Here is an 18,119-nt window from a genome sequence, read left to right on the forward strand (position 1 = left end):
AAAACACAATGAAGAAAATTTATTTAGTAGTAATATTTATGCTATTGGCCTTTTCAGGTTATGCTCAAAAAGCGATAATCTCAGGAAAAGTATTAGATATTGACGATAAACTTCCTCTGCCGGGAGCAATGATCCAGATTGTTGGTGAAAACAAATACACGGTTTCAGATTACAATGGTCGTTTCGAATTATTAAACATTAATGTTGGAACATATAAAGTAGAAGTAAAATACATTGGTTATAATGCCACAACTCACGAAATCATTGTAGAACAAGGTAAAAATAATGTGATTGATTTTGCGCTTAAAACTTCAGGAACAGAGTTGAACGAAGTAGTTGTTGGAGACATTTTAAAAGGTCAGGCAAAAGCATTAAACCAACAAAAGAACAGTAAAAATATCGGAAATATCATTTCATCTGATCAAATGGGGCGTTTTCCTGATGCCAACGTTGGAGATGCTTTAAAACGTGTTCCGGGTATCACAATGCAAAATGATCAGGGTGAAGCTCGTAATATTATTATTAGAGGTTTAGCTCCATCTCTGAACTCAGTAACTTTAAATGGCGACCGAATTCCTTCTGCAGAAGGCGATAACAGAAACGTACAAATGGACTTAATTCCGTCTGATATGATTTCGACTATTGAAGTCAACAAAACGTTGACTCCTGACATGGATGCAGATGCAATTGGTGGTTCTGTAAATCTCGTAACAAGAGCAACTCCTAATGGCGAAAGAATCTCTGCAACTCTTGCAGGAGGTTATATGCCAATTCGCGAACATGCGACTTATACAGCAGGTTTAGTTTACGGAAATCGCTTTTTTGACAATAAATTAGGTGCTGTTTTTAGCGGATCATACAATAACGTAAATTACGGATCTGACAATATCGAAAACGAATGGGTAAAAGATAAATTTGGTAATGAATATCTGCAAGCTTCAGAAATTAGAAAATATGATGTACAACGTATTCGCCGCAGCGGTTCTGTAGCTTTAGACTATAAATTTGATGAAAACAATACTATTTTCGCTAATGCCATTTACAACTGGAGAGACGACAGAGAAAATCGTTTCAGAACTACATATGATGATATTGCCCCTATTTATAATGGTGAAGAAATTACAGGATTTAAAGGTCGTGTAAAACGTCAGACAAAAGGAGGAATTGATAATGATCGTGATAAAAACAGAAGATTAGAAGATCAACGCGTTCAGAATTACTCGATTCGCGGAGAACATTTAATCAATTCTAAACTTGATCTAGACTGGTCTGCCAATTATGCAAAAGCAAGGGAATATCGCCCTGGAGAACGTTATATCGAATACCGTCAAAAAGGATTAGAAATGACTCAGGATTTATCAGATATCAGATTTCCTTTAATTACAACAACTGGAGAATCTCTGGATAAGTTCAAATTTCAAACGGCTACAGAAAACACAAATGAAACCAGCGAAAGCGAATTTGGAGCAAAATTAAATATCCGTTTTCCTTTTACAATTATTCCTTCTGAAAAAGGAAGATTGAGAACCGGACTTAGACTTCGATTGAAAGAAAAAGAAAGAGAAAATAACTTTTATGCTTACGAGCCAGTCAATAGTGACATGGCATTATTATCACAAGTTCCAACCAGTTATTACGATGGTACAAACTTTAATCCGGGAAGCAAATATGTTCCGGGAAGTTTTGCTTCTGCAAGTTTCTTAGGAAGTCTTGATTTAAACAACGCAGCATTATTCAAAAAATCATCAGATCCTTCAGAATTTTTAGCCGTAAACTATAATGCAAAAGAAAGTATTTATGCTGCTTATGTAAGATGGGATCAGGATTTTAATGATAAACTGTCTATGGTTTTAGGTTTCAGAGTAGAGAACACTCATATTGATTATACCGGAAATCGGGTATTAGACGAAGAAGAATTAGAGAGCGAGATCAATACTAAAAATTCGTATACTAATTTATTGCCTAGTATCTCTTTGCAATATAATGCTACTAAAGATTTAGTCTTAAGAGCTGCTGTTACAACGGCATTGGCAAGACCTGATTATTATGCATTGGCTCCGTATGTAAACAATATTGCTGCTGATAAAGCAATTACAGCCGGAAATCCAGATCTTGATGCAACATATTCATACAATTACGACTTCATGGCCGAGAATTATTTCAAATCTGTTGGTTTAATTTCAGGAGGTGTTTTCTACAAAAAATTAGACAATTTCATATATAATTATAGTGACAATCAATATGATGCTGCAAAATTTGCTGCTGATTTCCCAAATCAGTCCAACCCAATTCCGGCTGGCGAAAACTGGTCATTCTTGCAATCAAGAAACGGAGATACTGTTGACGTATATGGCTTTGAATTTGCTTTTCAGCGTCAGTTAGATTTCCTTCCGGGGAAATTTCTTAAAGGATTTGGTATCTATTTGAATTACACGTACACAAAATCGAAAGCAAAAGGTATTGCGGATGAAGACGGAAACGAAAGAAATAACATCAGTCTTCCGGGAACAACTCCCCACATGTTCAACGCATCATTGTCCTGGGAAAACAAACGTTTTTCTGCCAGAATTTCAACCAACTTTACTTCAGATTATTTAGATGAATTAGGTTCTGAATCTTATAAAGACAGTTACTACGATAAGCAATTTTTTCTGGATGCAAATGCTTCTTTCAAAATTACTCGCAAACTTAGACTTTTTGCCGAAGCAAACAATTTAACCAATCAGCCTTTGCGCTACTATCAAGGAGTTAAAGACCACACTAAACAAGCAGAATATTACCAGGCCAGATATAATTTTGGCTTGAAACTCGACTTGTAACAATCAATTTATAAATTTCTTAAATTAGGCAGAACTTAACGGTTCTGTCTAATTTCATTCAACTAAAATCATAATGAAAAATAAATCAATTCTTTCCTTTTTACTTTTAAGTACCTTATTCATCGCTTGCAAAGACGACAAACTTGCTCCCGCTGCTGCAAATGCTGTAAAACCAACTGTTGTTACTGAAGCTTTGCCGCATGATACTGATGATCCTGCAATTTGGATTCATCCAACAGATGCTTCTAAAAGTATTATTGTTGGAACTGATAAAGATACAGATGGTGCTTTGTATGCTTTTGATTTAAAGGGAAAAATCATTGCAAAATCAGAAGTTTTAAAGCGTCCCAACAATGTTGATATCGCTTACGGCTTAATAATCGACGGAAAAAAAACAGACGTTGCCGTAACTACAGAACGCGAATCAAACAAAATAAGAGTTTTCAGTTTACCTGATTTAAAAGCAATAGACAATGGCGGAATTTCCGTTTTTGAAGGCGAAGAACTACGCGACCCAATGGGAATTGCTTTGTACACACGTTCAAGTGATCACAAAATATTTGCTATTGTAGGCAGAAAATCAGGACCATCCGGAAGTTACTTATGGCAATATGAACTTTCTGGAAACGGTAAATTTGCTACGGCAAAAGTGGTTCGTAAGTTTGGCGCTTACAGCGGAAAGAAAGAAATCGAAGCCATTGCCGTTGATAACGAATTAGGAACTGTTTTGTATTGCGACGAACAATTCGGAATCAGAAAATACAAAGCAGATCCCGCCTTAAACGACAACAAAGAATTGGCACTTTTTGGAAAAACAGGATTCAAAGCAGATAACGAAGGTATTGCGATTTACAAAAAAACAGATTCTACAGGATATATTTTAGTATCAAATCAGCAGGCGAATACTTTTATGGTGTATCCAAGAGAAGGTGCAAAAGGCAATCCGAACGATTATCCTTTATTAGCAGAAATTCCAACATCGACTATTGAATGCGATGGTGCCGATGTAACAAATATCAATTTAGGCGGAAGTTTTAAAAATGGTCTTTTCGTAGCCATGAGCAACGGAATGACGTTTCACTATTACGCATGGGATTTGATCCAGAAACGTATCGACGACGCTAAGAAATAGTTTTTTTTGTTTCAGGTTTCAAGTTTCAGGTTCAACCTAAAACTTGAAACTTGAAACTTGAAACTTGAAACTTGAAACCAACAAAAAAGCTGTTCATCACTGAACAGCTTTTTTTAGTTTGAATTAGTAATCTTCCTTATTCTGTAATCGGTGCGCCAGCTAAAATTTCAGCGTTGGCAAACTCTTCAAATTTGGCGAAATTAGCTTTGAATTTCTGGGCCAATTCAAGTGCTTTTTTATCGTATAGCTCAGGATCTTCCCAAGTATTTCTTGGATCTAAAATTTCACTTGGAACATTAGGACAACTTTCCGGTTGTGCAATTCCAAATACTTTATGATTTTTAAATTCTACATTATCCAGTTCTCCGTTTAATGCAGCAGTAATCATGGCGCGGGTATATTTTAGTTTCATACGGCTTCCTGTTCCGTAAGGACCACCTGTCCATCCTGTATTGATTAACCAAACTTTTACATCAGCATCTTCCATTTTCTTGGTTAGCATTTCTGCGTAACGTGTTGGATGCAAAGGCATAAACGGCGCTCCAAAACAAGCCGAAAAATTAGGCTGTGGTTCTGTAACTCCTGCCTCTGTTCCGGCAACTTTAGCCGTATATCCTGAGATAAAATAGTAAGCCGCTTGTCCAGGAGTCAGTTTTGAGATTGGAGGCAAGATTCCAAAAGAATCAGCCGTTAAGAAAAATATATTTTTAGGATTGTGCCCGATAGAACCAGGCTGAATATTATCGATATGTGTTATTGGGTAACTTACACGTGTATTCTGAGTGATTGAAACATCATCATAATCAACTTCATTGGTTCCCGGTTTGAAAACTACATTTTCTAAAAGTGCTCCTTTTTTGATCGCTCTAAAAATGTCCGGTTCATGCTCTTCTGTCAGATTGATTACTTTTGCATAACAACCACCTTCAAAGTTAAAAACCGTATTTTCTGCAGTCCATCCGTGCTCATCGTCTCCAATTAACTTACGTGCAGGATCTGCTGATAAAGTTGTTTTTCCGGTTCCTGATAATCCAAAGAAAATTGCAGTGTCACCAGCTTCTCCAACATTGGCACTACAATGCATTGGTAAAGTATCTTTGAAAACCGGCAAGATGAAATTTAAAGCAGAGAAAATTCCCTTTTTCATTTCTCCTGTATAACCTGTTCCACCAATAAGAGCTACTTTTTTAGTAAAATCTAAAATGGCAAAATTAGATTGACGTGTTCCGTCTACAACAGGATCTGCCATAAAACTTGGAGCACAAATTACTGTCCATTCCGGAGTAAAATTAGCCAACTCTGAATCTTCTGGTCTTAAGAACATATTGTAACAAAACAAATTCGACCAGGCCGTTTCTGTAACAACACGAACATTTAATCTATAATTAGGATCGGCACAAACATAAGAATCGCGAACAAAGACTTCTTTGTTAGATAAAAACTGTGTTACCTTATTATATAATTTTTCAAAAGCAGCTGGTTCAAAAGGAATATTTACATTTCCCCACCAAACTTGATCCTCTGTAATACCATCTCTTACAATATAGCGATCCTGAGGAGAACGCCCTGTAAATTCACCTGTATTAATTGCCAATGCGCCTGTAGAATTCTCAACACCTTGACCTGATTGCAAAGTGATCGCATGCAATTCATCAGCAGATAATTGGTAACGAACTTTTGCATTTTCAATCCCTAACTCATTTAGCGAAATCGATTGCGAGAAAACTGTGTGACTGTCCATAAATTTTTAGTTGTGTGTGATAATTTATAAGAAGCAAAATTACAGATTTATTATCAATCCTCTAAAAATATTTAAAATTCACTTTTATTTATATCAATAAAGCAAAATTTTATCTTTAAAATCAATTAAACAAAAAAATAACCGCCTCTAATTTGTTTTCTTATAATCCATTAAATGAATTTGTTATATTATTTACGAATTAAAGTAAAAAACAAGACAAATTCACATAAATAAGATTATATGTTATTTATGAGACAAAATTAAAGATTAATTTTCAGATAGAATTTTTTATTCGGGATTTTATGATTTTCTCTTCAAAATCGCAATAAATAATACCGCCCAAGCAATAATTAATAAAAAACCTCCTAAAGGAGTTGCAAATACGATAATTTTAAAATCGAAGACTGTAAGACTTTTTGTTGCCAATAAATAGATAGAACCACTAAAAAGAAGTACTCCTGCAACCACTAAATTATAGATCGTTTTTAAGGTTTTTTCGGCAATATCTTTTCTTGTAGAAAGAAAAAGTAAAAACAGAGCATGGTACATTTGGTAGCGAACTCCAACTTCAAAAGTATTTAACTCTTCTATAGATAAATATTTTTTCAGTAAATGCGCGCCAAAAGCGCCCAAAATGATTGATAACATTCCCATGAAAGCTGCTGCTAAAACAATTTTTCTTTTCATAATTTCTATACTTTTTATTCTCTAACAAAAATACCTCAATACATTTTAAAAAGCATTTTTGTTAGCAAAAATCTTTTCAGGAAAAAGAAATTCATTACATTTTGGCTTTAAAATAAAATATACAACATTTATGTAAAATTAAAATTGTTATATATTTAACAATTTAATATATTTGTGTGATAAATTTAAAATATGAGAAGCATTTTAATTATTGGAGCCGGTAGATCTGCCTCTTCGCTGATACGTTATTTACTATCAAAATCAGAGAGCGAAAACCTGCATATTGTTGTAGCGGATATGTCTTTGGCCTTAGCCGAAAAAAAGACACAGCATCATCCCAATGCGACTCCACTTGCTTTGAATATTTTTGATACCGAAGAAAGAAAATCAGCGATAGAAAAAGCATCAATAGTTATATCAATGTTGCCTGCTCATTTGCATATCGAAATCGCAAGAGATTGTCTTGAGTTTAAAAAACACCTTGTAACCGCTTCTTATATAAGTGATGCCATGCAAGCACTAGATGAAGAAGCAAAGAAAAGCAATCTTATTTTCATGAACGAAATTGGTCTTGATCCCGGAATCGATCACATGAGCGCCATGAAGGTTATTGATGAAATAAGATCTAAAGGTGGTAATATGCTGCTTTTTGAATCCTTTTGCGGAGGATTAGTCGCTCCGGAATGTGATAACAATCTTTGGAATTATAAATTTACCTGGGCACCCAGAAATGTAGTTTTGGCCGGACAAGGCGGTGCAGCAAAATTTATTCAGGAAGGTACTTATAAATATATTCCATACGGAACTGTTTTTCGCAGAACTGAATTTCTCGAGGTTGAAGGTTACGGAAAATTTGAAGCCTATTCGAATCGGGATTCCCTCAAATACAGATCGATTTATGGCTTAGACGATATCCTGACTTTGTATCGCGGAACAATTAGAAGAGTGGGATATTCGAAAGCATGGAATATGTTTGTGCAATTAGGGATGACGGATGACAGTTATATCATGGAAGATTCTGAAAACATGAGTTACCGCCAGTTTGTAAATTCATTTTTGCCGTATCACCCAACAGATTCCGTAGAAATTAAAACGCGCTTGATCTTAAAAATTGATCAGGACGATATTATGTGGGATAAACTTCTAGAACTGGATTTGTTCAATCCGGACAAAAAAGTGAATTTACCCAATGCAACTCCTGCCCAAATATTAGAGAAAATACTTTCAGACAGTTGGACTTTGGAACCTAATGACAAAGATATGATTGTCATGTATCACAAATTTGGATACATATTAAACGGCAAAAAAAAGCAAATAGATTCAAAAATGGTTTGTATTGGCGACGATCAAACTTATACTGCAATGGCAAAAACCGTTGGATTGCCGGTAGCCATGGCAACATTATTGATTTTGAATGGAAAGATTACAACTCCGGGCGTACAGCTTCCGATACGAAAAGAAGTTTATCAGCCAATTTTAAAAGAGTTAGAAGAATATGGGGTGATCTTTAATGAACAGGATATGCCCTATTTTGGATATAATCCAGACTTATTTTAAGCTCTGGTTTTGTTGTTTTTTTTTTTAGAATTTTTTAGTTTTTAATTTTATCCGCTTCTACTCGCATAGAAGCGGATTTTTTTATTTAAAAGACAATTTAGATGGTTTTTAATTTCCAAAAATGGTTGGCGGGAAATCCATTTTCTGATATCTTCCCTTTACGACCTTATACTTTTTTGGTGTTTCGTTATCTTGAATTGTTATAGGCAAAGTGTACAGAACGCGAACTGGCTTACCCATTTCAGAGCCGGGATTCCATGCCGGAGAAAGTTTTAGAATTTTTATCGCTTCGTCTCCTATCCCGTAGCCTAAATCTTTTAGAATTTTAAATTCAGACAGGGTACCGTCTTTTTCTACCATAAATTCTATAACTATTTTTCCCTCAATTTTATTCTTTGAGGCTTCTTCTGGTATTTTAAAATTTTTTCCGATGAATTTATAAAACTCCGAAATTCCTCCTGGAAACTCAGGATTTTTCAGGATTGGATCCACACTTATTATATCGTCCGATGTTTTGATGGAATCAACTGAAGATCTTGGAGAAACTTTTTCATTTTGCCCCGCCATAGATCCCTGATTTTTATTTAGCGGAATCGCATTTTTTTCATCATTTAAAACAGCAGTTTTAGCACGATTCGTTTCAGTATTAGAACTGACTGCTTTCACTTCTGTTTTAGCTTCCTGTGCCACAGTTTTAACACATAAGAGAACTATTAAAGTTGTAAATACAGGAATAATAGCAATTTTTTTGAAGAACGCCTTGTTTTTTGAGGTGCTTTTTGTCATCATAATTAATCTTTTTTTAGTTACCAGATAATTTAAATTACTTGCCAGATAAATAGTTAGATTTCCATTTCCTTTTTCTAAAAGTAGTTTTTGATAAAATGAAACATTCTTATATTCTTTCACTATTTCCTGATCGGCAAGAAATTCGTGATTAAGCTGGATTGCTTTTTTATAAAAGATAAAGAGTGGGTTAAACCAAAAAATAATCTTTAAAAACTCAACAAACAAAATATCCAGCGTATGTTTTTGAGTTACATGAACCAATTCATGTGTGTACAATTCTTCTTCAATATTTCGGTTTTTATAATCATCAGAATTGACAAAAATGTAATTTAAAAAAGTATGCGGCAGGATTTTTTCATCAATCAAAACCAATTTCGAATTCTTAAAATCTACAACTGGATTTCTGTTCGATTTTGACAAAATATTCCAAATATTACTGCTAAATCTAATTGTCATTAAAAATGTGACTAATCCATACAAACCCCATAAAAAAATCATTGTATAATCAATCTTCTCTTCACTTTGAATTTTAGTAATCCCAGCTTCATCTATACTGATTTGACTTGATAAATTCATTGGAACTTCTTTGATAATTTCGAATGAAACAAAAGGAACCACGAACGAAACTACAATCGAAAAAAGTAAAAAGAACCTATTAAATTGATGCATTTTTTCCCGCTCCAATATCAAATGATAAAAAATCAGGAAAACGCTTAAAGCAATCGTCGATTTTATAAAAAAGTCTGTCATTTTTTCTTTTTTTGAATTTCTGAATCGATTATTTTTCTAAGTTCTTCTAATTCCGAAGTCGACAAATTGGTTTCTTTCGTAAAAAAAGAAGCAAACTGCGATGCCGAATTATTAAAGAAACTGCTGATTAATCCGTTGACATGCTTTGAGAAATAAACGGTCTTTTCGACCAAAGGATAATATTCTCTCGAATTTCCGAATTCGTTATAGGCTACGAATTTCTTATCGATCATTCGTTTCAAAAGCGTTGCAACGGTTGTTGTTGCAGGCTTTGGTTCGGTATATGCTTCGAGCAAATCTTTCATAAAAGCTTTTTCAAGCTTCCAGAGATGCTCCATTAATTGTTCTTCTGAGTTTGATAATTGCATGTTTTTTATTTTTAAGGCACTAAGGTTCTGAGTTACTAAGTTGCTAAGTTTTTTTGCCACTGATTAGAATAATTAAAATAATTTTTCCTGTATGATTAAGATCAAATCTATATTCTATATTCTATATTCTTTATTCTTAAAAAAAATCCGCGCCAATCCGCTTAATCCGCAAAACCCGCGGGCTATTGTATTTCTTGTTCTGAAATCAAATTGCCGTTATTATAGTTTCTAATTTCGGTTAGTTTTCCTTTATCTGAATAAAACTTCCAATCTCCAAAATAGAACCAATGTGTTTCGACGGCATTAACTTCTATTTTTGTTTTTCCTTTTGATTGTAGTTTTCCGTTTTCATAGTAATATTTTACTTTACAGATTCCGTTTTTGTATTTCTCTGTCTTGTAGATTTTCCCGTTGATGTAGGATTTCCACTTTTTTACTGGTTCATCGTGTTTGTAATACTCGAATGATTTGTACGTAATACTATCCTGCTCATAAATATCAATCCAGGTGCCTTCTTTTTTCTTGTCAATTTTTTGATTTACTGGTTTGCTTTTGCAACCGTAAAGAATAATTCCGCAAAAAAATAATAAAAGAAGGTTTTTCATGTTTTTACAATTAACTCTACAAATGTGTATATTGCTCTACAAATGTAGAGATTAATTTTTAATGCGCAAAAAAAAGTTTTTTTGTTTCAAGTTTCAGGTTTCAAGCTACTTGCCAATTGAGCTTTCAATCTCCCTACAAGTTTGATGAACATTGAATAGACCCCAGATTTAGCTGGGGTTTAGAATGAATATAGAGAAAAATGGCTTTAGCCGAATAAATTCTAACATATTAAAAATATTTTGGCTAAAGCCAATTCCTTTATAAAACAAAAACTCCAGCTAAATTTGGAGCCTATTCAATTACGATGCTAAAACCTTTGCAACTTTAGACGCACTGCTGTGCGCCTCTACAAAAAACCTTTGTACCTTTGTACCTTTTTTTTTTAAACCTTTGAACCTCTCTAAGCGTTAGGGATAGGAGCGATATCCTTTTTGTTTTTTCTTTAAAAACAAAAAGATATAGCGGATAGCCCGGCCCGGAGGGAAACGCCCATAAAAAAATCCGCTTACTCATAAAGAATAAACGGATTTATATTTTGATACCTAACAGGTTTCTAAAACCTGTTAGGAAAATAAACTTTGTGTCTTAGTGCCTTCGTGGCAAACTATTTAGAAAGCTCTACGAAATATTTGTAAAACAACGGAATAGTTTCGATTCCTTTTAAGAAATTGAAGATCCCGAAGTGCTCGTTTGGCGAGTGAATCGCATCAGAATCTAAACCGAAGCCCATAAGAATGGTTTTGCTTTTTAGTTCTTTCTCAAACAACGCCACGATAGGAATACTTCCTCCGGAGCGAACCGGAATTGCGGGAACTCCAAAAGTTTCTGTATACGCTTTGTTTGCTGCTTGATATCCAATACTGTCAATTGGCGTAACATAACCTTGCCCTCCGTGATGTGGTGTTACTTTTACGGTAACTCCGGCCGGCGCAATGCTCGTGAAATGTTTAGTAAACAATTCTGTGATTTCATGCCAATCCTGATTTGGAACCAAACGCATGGAGATTTTAGCAAAAGCTTTGCTTGCAATCACCGTTTTTGCTCCTTCGCCTTGGTATCCGCCCCAAATTCCGTTTACGTCTAATGTTGGACGGATTGAGTTGCGTTCGTTGGTTACATATCCTTTTTCGCCGTAAACATCGTTTAGGTCTAAGGCTTTTTTATATTTTTCCAGGCTGAAAGGTGCTTTTGCCATTTCGGCTCTTTCTTCAAGTGATAATTCCTGTACGTTATCGTAGAAACCAGGAATTGTAATATGATTGTCTTCGTCGTGCAAAGAAGCGATCATTTTTGCCAAAACATTGATTGGGTTTGCCACTGCTCCACCGTATAATCCTGAATGTAAATCACGGTTAGGACCTGTAACTTCAACCTCTACATAACTTAAACCACGCAAACCTGTCGTGATCGACGGTTGCTGGTTCGAGATCATTCCGGTATCTGAAATAAGAATTACGTCGTTTTTTAGTTTTTCCTGATTGCGTTCTACAAACCAGGCCAAACTTGCTGAACCAACTTCTTCTTCGCCTTCGATCATGAATTTTACGTTACATGGCAAAGTATTGGTTTGCACCATAAGCTCTAAGGCTTTTACGTGCATGTACATTTGTCCTTTGTCATCGCAAGCTCCACGAGCAAAGATTGCGCCTTCCGGATGAATTTCGGTTTTTTTGATTACGGGTTCGAATGGTGGCGATGTCCATAATTCGATAGGATCCGGTGGTTGAACATCATAATGTCCGTAAACTAGAACTGTAGGTAGATTTGGGTCGATTATTTTCTCTCCATATATAATTGGATACCCAGGAGTATCGCAAATTTCGACTAAATCGCAACCTGCTTTTGATAAACTTTCCTTTACTGCCTCGGCAGTATCGATAACATCTTGCGAGTAAGCGGTGTCAGCACTTACCGACGGAATTTTTAATAATTCGATCAATTCGTTGATAAACCGATCTTTATGTTGTTGAACGTAAGACTTTATATTTTCCATTTCAATTATTTTTATAGAATTTCAAAAATACAAAAAAGAGAATTAATATTTTTTTTCAAAAATGCTTTGAAATATAGAACTTATGTTTATCTTTGCACCCACAATTGAGCGGATATGGTGAAATTGGTAGACATGCCAGACTTAGGATCTGGTGCCGCAAGGCGTGTAGGTTCGAGTCCTATTATCCGCACTGAAAAAAAGCTTCTGAGAAATCAGAAGCTTTTTTGTTTTACATACTTTTTATCTTTTTATTGCTAAAGTTGTTGATAAACAGATTACAACAATATCATATTTCTATTTTTGTGTTTCTGTTTTTGAAAGATAATTTTAAAGAAGAATAACTTCCTTTTCCTTTTTTGTATTTAGCAACTGATCGCAATTAAACCCAACACTTTGAACTCTTTATAAAAATTCCGGATAAATGATTTATTTTGTAGCGAGGTCCCGAAGCGTCGGGATCAATCCCTTGAAACGCAAAGCAACCCCAATATTTGTCATTCTGAAGAATGAGGAATCTTCACACGCTGAGCACGCACTGTTGTCGAGTTTCTTGCGGTGATTTCTCGTTCCTCGAAATGACAAACTGTGTTACTAATCAACATCTAAATTAAGAATCTAAAGCTTCGGCTAATTTATTGAGCCAATATTATTAATAAAAAAATAATTACTGTTGAAGCTCCTTAATAATATTATCTAATTCTTCTTTATTTTCGCGTTTCCCATTAAAAATATCCATTTCTCTTTGTGATTTAAACCATTCGAGGTCGTTAGTTTTAGTGGTATGGTTCCAGATCATTTCGTAATCATTCATGTATTTATATCTAATATAAATCACTCCGTTTTTTACAATATATTCTTGATGTTGTCTTTCTAAAACCCACTTTATATTTTTATAAAAATTTGGTGGAATTTCATTTGGCTTTGCAATTTTAAATAATTGATTATGAAATGTTTCTGAAAACAGTACTGGCCCATGCAAATCGTCATTTACAAGTACCGGACGAAGTTCCACATACCTGTTTTCCCAATAATAATAAGCTGAGCATAAAATAATTATAGTTACTAATCCTATGTATATTTTTTTTTTCATTTTTCTATTTCAATTTTATACTTAACCCTCCAAAAAATCCAGATTGAAAAGTTTTATTAAAACTTTGTTTCCATTGACTTCTCATTTCATAAGGTCTTGCCCCGCAATATTTTTCTACCAACAAAGCATCTGAATCGTTAACATATCCAAAACCATTGATATAAGCATTTGCTCCTTTGTGCCAGTCGTACCTATCCCACCAATAATGAATGATTGTTCCTGATAATACAAAATTATCTTTCTTTCTGGTAACTATAAAATTACCTTTTGAGGTTATTGTACTTGTACCACAAACATAATACAATTCACGAAAAATACCTCCAGTAAATTGACGCTGCAATTCATTAGTGTACTTTACATAATCTCCTTCTTTTGTTAATTTTTTATCAAAATTTTCAAGTCCAAGTCTTTCCTCAAAACGTTCAATATTTATATTCTCAGCAACAATAACTTCATTGTTGCCTCTAAGCCAATTAAAATCAATATTTTTTGTAAATCCCGTACCATCTAACCACCATTGCAAACAATCTGCCGCCATGTTAAAATTTCTTTGTCTGGATTTTTCAATCATTTCAAGATAATTCTTTTTTAACATCAAAGCTTTATCTCTATCATTCTGTTCAAGATAGAAATTTCTCGCCTTTGAGCTCCCTTGTTCATTCCAAAAAGGATCCCCAAATAAATTCTTATATTCTGAAGGAGCTAAATCAGTTTTTGTATTAAAAGTACTATTATTCATAAATTTTATATTATTTATTTAAGTAATTATTTACAAATGTATTAATTTTTAACTCCATAGATTTTTGAAATTCTTTTAAATGCAGAAATTTCTTCAATAATAATTTAATATTTGCCTTTACAAACCTGATTTCACTCAACATCTAAATAAGGATCTAAAGCTTCGGCTAATTTATTGAGCCAATAAAAATTATCTTCGATATTATTTATTTCAGATTCCATCGTTTCGCATCCTCGCATTACGCATAACGAAAGAGCATAATTTACTTCTCGTATTTTTTTTGCCATATCTTGAGGATCCATAACATCAATAAAAAAATCTTTTAGTCTTGTTTCAACTTCTTTGGACAGATGATTTTTGTTCATAATTTTAAAGTTTGAAAAGCAAAATTCTTCAAAACTTATTTGCATTTGAACTCATATATGCCTTCAACTTTAATTATTATTTTTGTATAGGCAAAAATCGTAAATTCATCATAATTTATTAGCCGTAAAGAAATGTTACGAACCTTCACAATAGAAAAACTTAAAAATCTTGATCTAACACAAAAATTAGCCATAGCAATTCCTGTTTTGTTCATCTTAAGCTGTTTAACAAAACGTTATATTGAGCGATTTAGATTTTCTACCGAATTTCGGTGGGTATATGAATATGGCAATTTTGGCACTTTAATTTTATGTATTTTTCTTGTGTTTTTTTCTTTTGCGAATTCTATTTTAGTTCTTAGGGATTTAAAAATAAAGCTATTACCAAAATTTTTATGGTTTTTATTAAGCTTATCAGTTTTTCTATACGTCGCAATTGCCTTAATAATTGCAATTTTTAGACAAGGATTAATCTTCGGCTAAAGCCTTTCCCTACAAAACATAAAAAAAACTCCAGCTAAAGCAGGAGGCTATTCATTTAATTTATCATTTCTAACCGCAAAGATGGATTAAAATCCATCCCTACAATATGTTTCGTTCCTCCGGAACTCTTTATAAAATTCCGCAAGAATGATTTATTTTGTAGCGAGGGATTTTAATCCCTTGGAGCGTAAAGTAACCACAATGTTGTCATTTAGAGGAATGAGAAATCTTGACAAGAAGCTCGGCAAAGATTAGATTCTCGTTGCAGATTACTTGCGGAGATTTGCTTCGCCTGTTCGCTATCGCTAGGCTCTCCTTTGTTGAAATGACAAATTAGACGAAAATATTATTATGAAATGATTGGCCTAGCCCCGATAGAAGTGGAAATCCTTTTGTGGCGGGGTTCGCCACAAAAGATTGTAACGGATAGCGGGATTAGCTCCTGAAAAAAAGTTGAAATTTTATTCTTCGGTTAGTAATTGAATTACCTTATCAACATTCACTTCGCTATAATCATTAATATAAAAATTACATGGCGGAAGTTGTTCTTTTGTATGTGTACTCAAAACGCCAACGACTTTCATTCCTGCATTTAGTCCCGCTGTAACGCCCGAAAAAGAATCTTCGAAAACAAGACAGTCAGACGGTGCAACTCCAACACGTTTTGCAGATTGCAAATATACTTCGGGATTTGGTTTATGAAACTTTACGTCTTCGCTTGACATTATAGAATCCATTTTGCCTTCGAATTTCAGTGCTCCCATAATCAAATCAAGATTGGCGCGCGGTGCCGATGTTGCAACAGCGGTTTTAAAACCACGAGATTTCAGTTCGCCTAAAAAATCCAAATAATGCGGGATCGTTTCGACTTTGTGTTTATAAATCTCACGAAACATTCCTTCTTTTTCATCCTCAAGCTTTGTAAGTTCTTCTCCGGCAATAGGACGTTTAAAGAAGTGCGACAGGATATAACTATTGTGTTTTCCGTACATATGTTCTTCGAACTCTTGTTCTGAGTGCGGAATTTGATATTTATCGAAAAATGCCTCGAAAGCTTTTGCATGATGCGGATTGGTGTGACAAATCACGCCATCCATATCAAAAATTACACATTGCTGCTTCATTGTATATTTTATTTTTTTAACGGTTGCAAGATAGGGCAATAAAGGGTTATTTCACAGAGATTCGCGGAGGTTTCTTGCAGAGATTCGCTGAGTTTTTTTTAAATCGCGCAAAGTCGCAGAGGCGCAAAGTTTTATTTATAGCCACAGATTTAAAAGATTAAAAGGATTTTTCACGCAGATTCTGCAGATTGAAGCAGATTTATTATTTGATTAATTATAATAATTATCTGCGCATATCTGCTTAAATCTTTTTAAATCTGCGTGAAACAAAAAAATTTGCGCGATTAATTTATCAGCCTATCCAAACCTTACTTTTCACCAATGTCATTGTTTGTCTTAGATGTTGATTGCACGCTATAAGGATAATCAAAACTACAAGGCCGTAACCTACGATGGTATAAATTTCCATATCGGCTAGTAAAGTCGATTGTTTGGTGATGGTTCCGAAGACTTTTTTTAAGGCAAGGGCATTCGACTCGTCAAGCGAATATCCTTTTGCAGCGAAAGTCTGCGCTGTTTTGGTGATTGTTTCCTGAGCTTGCGGATTATCGCCTGTTACGAATTGGCTTAGTTTGAGAAAGTGTTTTTTGTTTAAAAACACCATGGCATTCTGCATGACACAAAACCCAATCGTGCTTCCCCAAAAACGTCCTGAAACTCCGACAATTCCCGAAGAAACCGCCATTTTTGCAGGAACAGATGACGTGGTAAACAAGATCAACGGTACAAACAAAAAACCAACCCCAATACCTTGCAAAATATACGGAATGATAATATCTGATAGCGCGACATCTGGCACAAAAAGAAATGTAAACCAAAAATGAAATATGGCAATAAGCGAAAAACCCATTATAAAAATAAGCTTGGTCGAAACGGATTTCATTAGGAAATAAGCGGCCAGAATAAGCCCTATTACATTTCCTAATCCGTTGATGTATTGTACGCCGGCAACTCGGGACGGATCCCAGTTCCAGATCGAGAACATTGCCGAATGACAAAGACTCAACGTTGCCCTACTAATATAAAAGAGGAAGAACAATAAAAACCCAATTCGGAGATTGGCATATTTAAAGACTTCAAAATCAAAAGTGGGTCTTTTTACCAAAAGCTCTTTAAAAATAAATAATCCTCCTGTTATCAAGGCAATCATGAGCATTAGAACCATGTGTGAAGACTCAAACCAATATTTTTTTTCGGCATATACAAAAAAGTAAGCGCCACAGAGAATCGCCGTTAGAACCAAAATATAACTGATCCAGTCGATTTGATACAACGGAATTTTCTTTGTGATTCTGTGTCCGCGAAAAGTCACCAGGATCAAAAAGACATTCAAAACCTGAAGTCCGCCTGAAACATACAACATGTATTTCCAGTCGTAATGATCCAGAAACCAAACGGCAATATTCATAATAAAGGGCGTTGACAATAACAGCGAACCGTAATAAAAGGAGAAACCTATTATAATGGCATTTTTAGAATGAAACTGCTCGATTAGCAACTGTCTGATCGTAATTACCGGAAGTGCCATAAGGATTCCCTCGGCAACTCTGAGCAATAAAAATACATAAAAATTGGTAATATAGGCCGATGAAACAATCGTAATCCCAATGACAGAATATACCGCCATCAGGTAATTTTTTGCAGGGAAAAAACTCGAAAATCTACTTTCGATCAAAATCGTAGCCAGCAAAGTTCCGTACGTAACGCACATCGCAAACTGCAAATCCTCAGGCTCAATGTCAAGAAAACTTGCTGCGTAGGTTACGTTTGAAGTATAAACTCCTAATAAAATCATGGAATGCAGCAAACAGACAAACAAAATAATAATGATTGCCCATCTGGGAACCCAGGATTTAAAAATACTTTTATCTTCCAT

14 protein-coding genes and 1 tRNA gene are annotated in these 18,119 nt (G+C 34.6%); 4 read left to right on the plus strand and 11 right to left on the minus strand.

Annotated features, from left to right (window positions below):
* The first annotated feature begins 8 nt into the window (after positions 1-8).
* Together ACQKCJ_RS11815 and ACQKCJ_RS11820 are read left to right on the plus strand one after the other, a co-directional pair.
* A complete protein-coding gene (locus tag ACQKCJ_RS11815) occupies positions 9-2,819 on the plus strand; it encodes a TonB-dependent receptor (RefSeq protein ID WP_271336312.1) in 2,811 nt (936 codons plus the stop codon).
* 73 nt (positions 2,820-2,892) lie between these two features.
* Positions 2,893-3,951 (plus strand): phytase, encoded by a 1,059-nt coding sequence (locus tag ACQKCJ_RS11820; RefSeq protein WP_271336311.1) that lies wholly within the window; start codon positions 2,893-2,895, stop codon positions 3,949-3,951.
* 136 nt (positions 3,952-4,087) lie between these two features.
* On the opposite strand, the gene pckA is transcribed toward ACQKCJ_RS11820, so the two are convergent.
* Complete coding sequence (gene pckA / locus ACQKCJ_RS11825) at positions 4,088-5,692, minus strand: phosphoenolpyruvate carboxykinase (ATP) (RefSeq protein ID WP_271336310.1); 1,605 nt, start codon at positions 5,690-5,692, stop codon at positions 4,088-4,090.
* A gap of 300 nt (positions 5,693-5,992) precedes the next feature.
* Entirely contained in the window at positions 5,993-6,379 is a 387-nt protein-coding gene (locus ACQKCJ_RS11830; RefSeq protein WP_271336309.1) for a DUF423 domain-containing protein, read from the minus strand.
* A 192-nt stretch (positions 6,380-6,571) separates the two neighbouring features.
* On the opposite strand from ACQKCJ_RS11830, the gene ACQKCJ_RS11835 reads away from it, so the two are divergent.
* Entirely contained in the window at positions 6,572-7,936 is a 1,365-nt protein-coding gene (locus tag ACQKCJ_RS11835; RefSeq protein ID WP_427402084.1) for a saccharopine dehydrogenase family protein, read from the plus strand.
* A gap of 108 nt (positions 7,937-8,044) precedes the next feature.
* Here the strand turns inward: ACQKCJ_RS11835 and ACQKCJ_RS11840 are convergent, their stop codons facing one another.
* The 4 genes from ACQKCJ_RS11840 to ACQKCJ_RS11855 all read right to left on the minus strand — a co-directional run bounded on the left by ACQKCJ_RS11840 (position 8,045) and on the right by ACQKCJ_RS11855 (position 12,442).
* Positions 8,045-9,475, minus strand: coding sequence for an energy transducer TonB (locus tag ACQKCJ_RS11840; RefSeq protein WP_427402085.1), 1,431 nt, complete (start codon positions 9,473-9,475; stop codon positions 8,045-8,047).
* The gene (locus tag ACQKCJ_RS11845; protein ID WP_271336306.1) at positions 9,472-9,843 is read right to left on the minus strand and encodes a BlaI/MecI/CopY family transcriptional regulator; all 372 of its coding nucleotides are present in this window, start codon (positions 9,841-9,843) and stop codon (positions 9,472-9,474) included. Before ACQKCJ_RS11845 ends, ACQKCJ_RS11840 begins: the two co-directional genes overlap by 4 nt.
* Before the next feature lie 182 nt (positions 9,844-10,025).
* Complete coding sequence (locus ACQKCJ_RS11850; RefSeq protein WP_271336305.1) at positions 10,026-10,448, minus strand: hypothetical protein; 423 nt, start codon at positions 10,446-10,448, stop codon at positions 10,026-10,028.
* A 605-nt stretch (positions 10,449-11,053) separates the two neighbouring features.
* Positions 11,054-12,442 carry a dipeptidase gene (locus tag ACQKCJ_RS11855; protein WP_271336304.1) on the minus strand — a complete coding sequence of 463 codons (1,389 nt, stop codon included), beginning with the start codon at positions 12,440-12,442 and terminating at the stop codon, positions 11,054-11,056.
* Between the two features lie 108 nt (positions 12,443-12,550).
* Between ACQKCJ_RS11855 and ACQKCJ_RS11860 the strand changes: the two genes are divergently transcribed.
* A tRNA-Leu gene (locus ACQKCJ_RS11860) sits at positions 12,551-12,632 on the plus strand.
* 474 nt (positions 12,633-13,106) lie between these two features.
* On the opposite strand, the gene ACQKCJ_RS11865 is transcribed toward ACQKCJ_RS11860, so the two are convergent.
* From ACQKCJ_RS11865 to ACQKCJ_RS11885, 5 genes are all read right to left on the minus strand, one after another.
* On the minus strand, positions 13,107-13,532 hold the full coding sequence (locus tag ACQKCJ_RS11865) for a hypothetical protein (protein ID WP_271336303.1): 426 nt from the start codon (positions 13,530-13,532) through the stop codon (positions 13,107-13,109).
* A gap of 4 nt (positions 13,533-13,536) precedes the next feature.
* Positions 13,537-14,271 carry a hypothetical protein gene (locus ACQKCJ_RS11870; protein ID WP_271336302.1) on the minus strand — a complete coding sequence of 245 codons (735 nt, stop codon included), beginning with the start codon at positions 14,269-14,271 and terminating at the stop codon, positions 13,537-13,539.
* 131 nt (positions 14,272-14,402) lie between these two features.
* A complete protein-coding gene (locus ACQKCJ_RS11875; RefSeq protein WP_271336301.1) occupies positions 14,403-14,636 on the minus strand; it encodes a hypothetical protein in 234 nt (77 codons plus the stop codon).
* A 944-nt stretch (positions 14,637-15,580) separates the two neighbouring features.
* Positions 15,581-16,243 carry an HAD family hydrolase gene (locus ACQKCJ_RS11880; RefSeq protein ID WP_271336300.1) on the minus strand — a complete coding sequence of 221 codons (663 nt, stop codon included), beginning with the start codon at positions 16,241-16,243 and terminating at the stop codon, positions 15,581-15,583.
* A gap of 292 nt (positions 16,244-16,535) precedes the next feature.
* A complete protein-coding gene (locus tag ACQKCJ_RS11885) occupies positions 16,536-18,119 on the minus strand; it encodes an MFS transporter (protein ID WP_271336298.1) in 1,584 nt (527 codons plus the stop codon).

It is taken from the genome of Flavobacterium sp. NPDC079362 (assembly GCF_050267765.1).
GTDB lineage: Bacteria > Bacteroidota > Bacteroidia > Flavobacteriales > Flavobacteriaceae > Flavobacterium > Flavobacterium azizsancarii.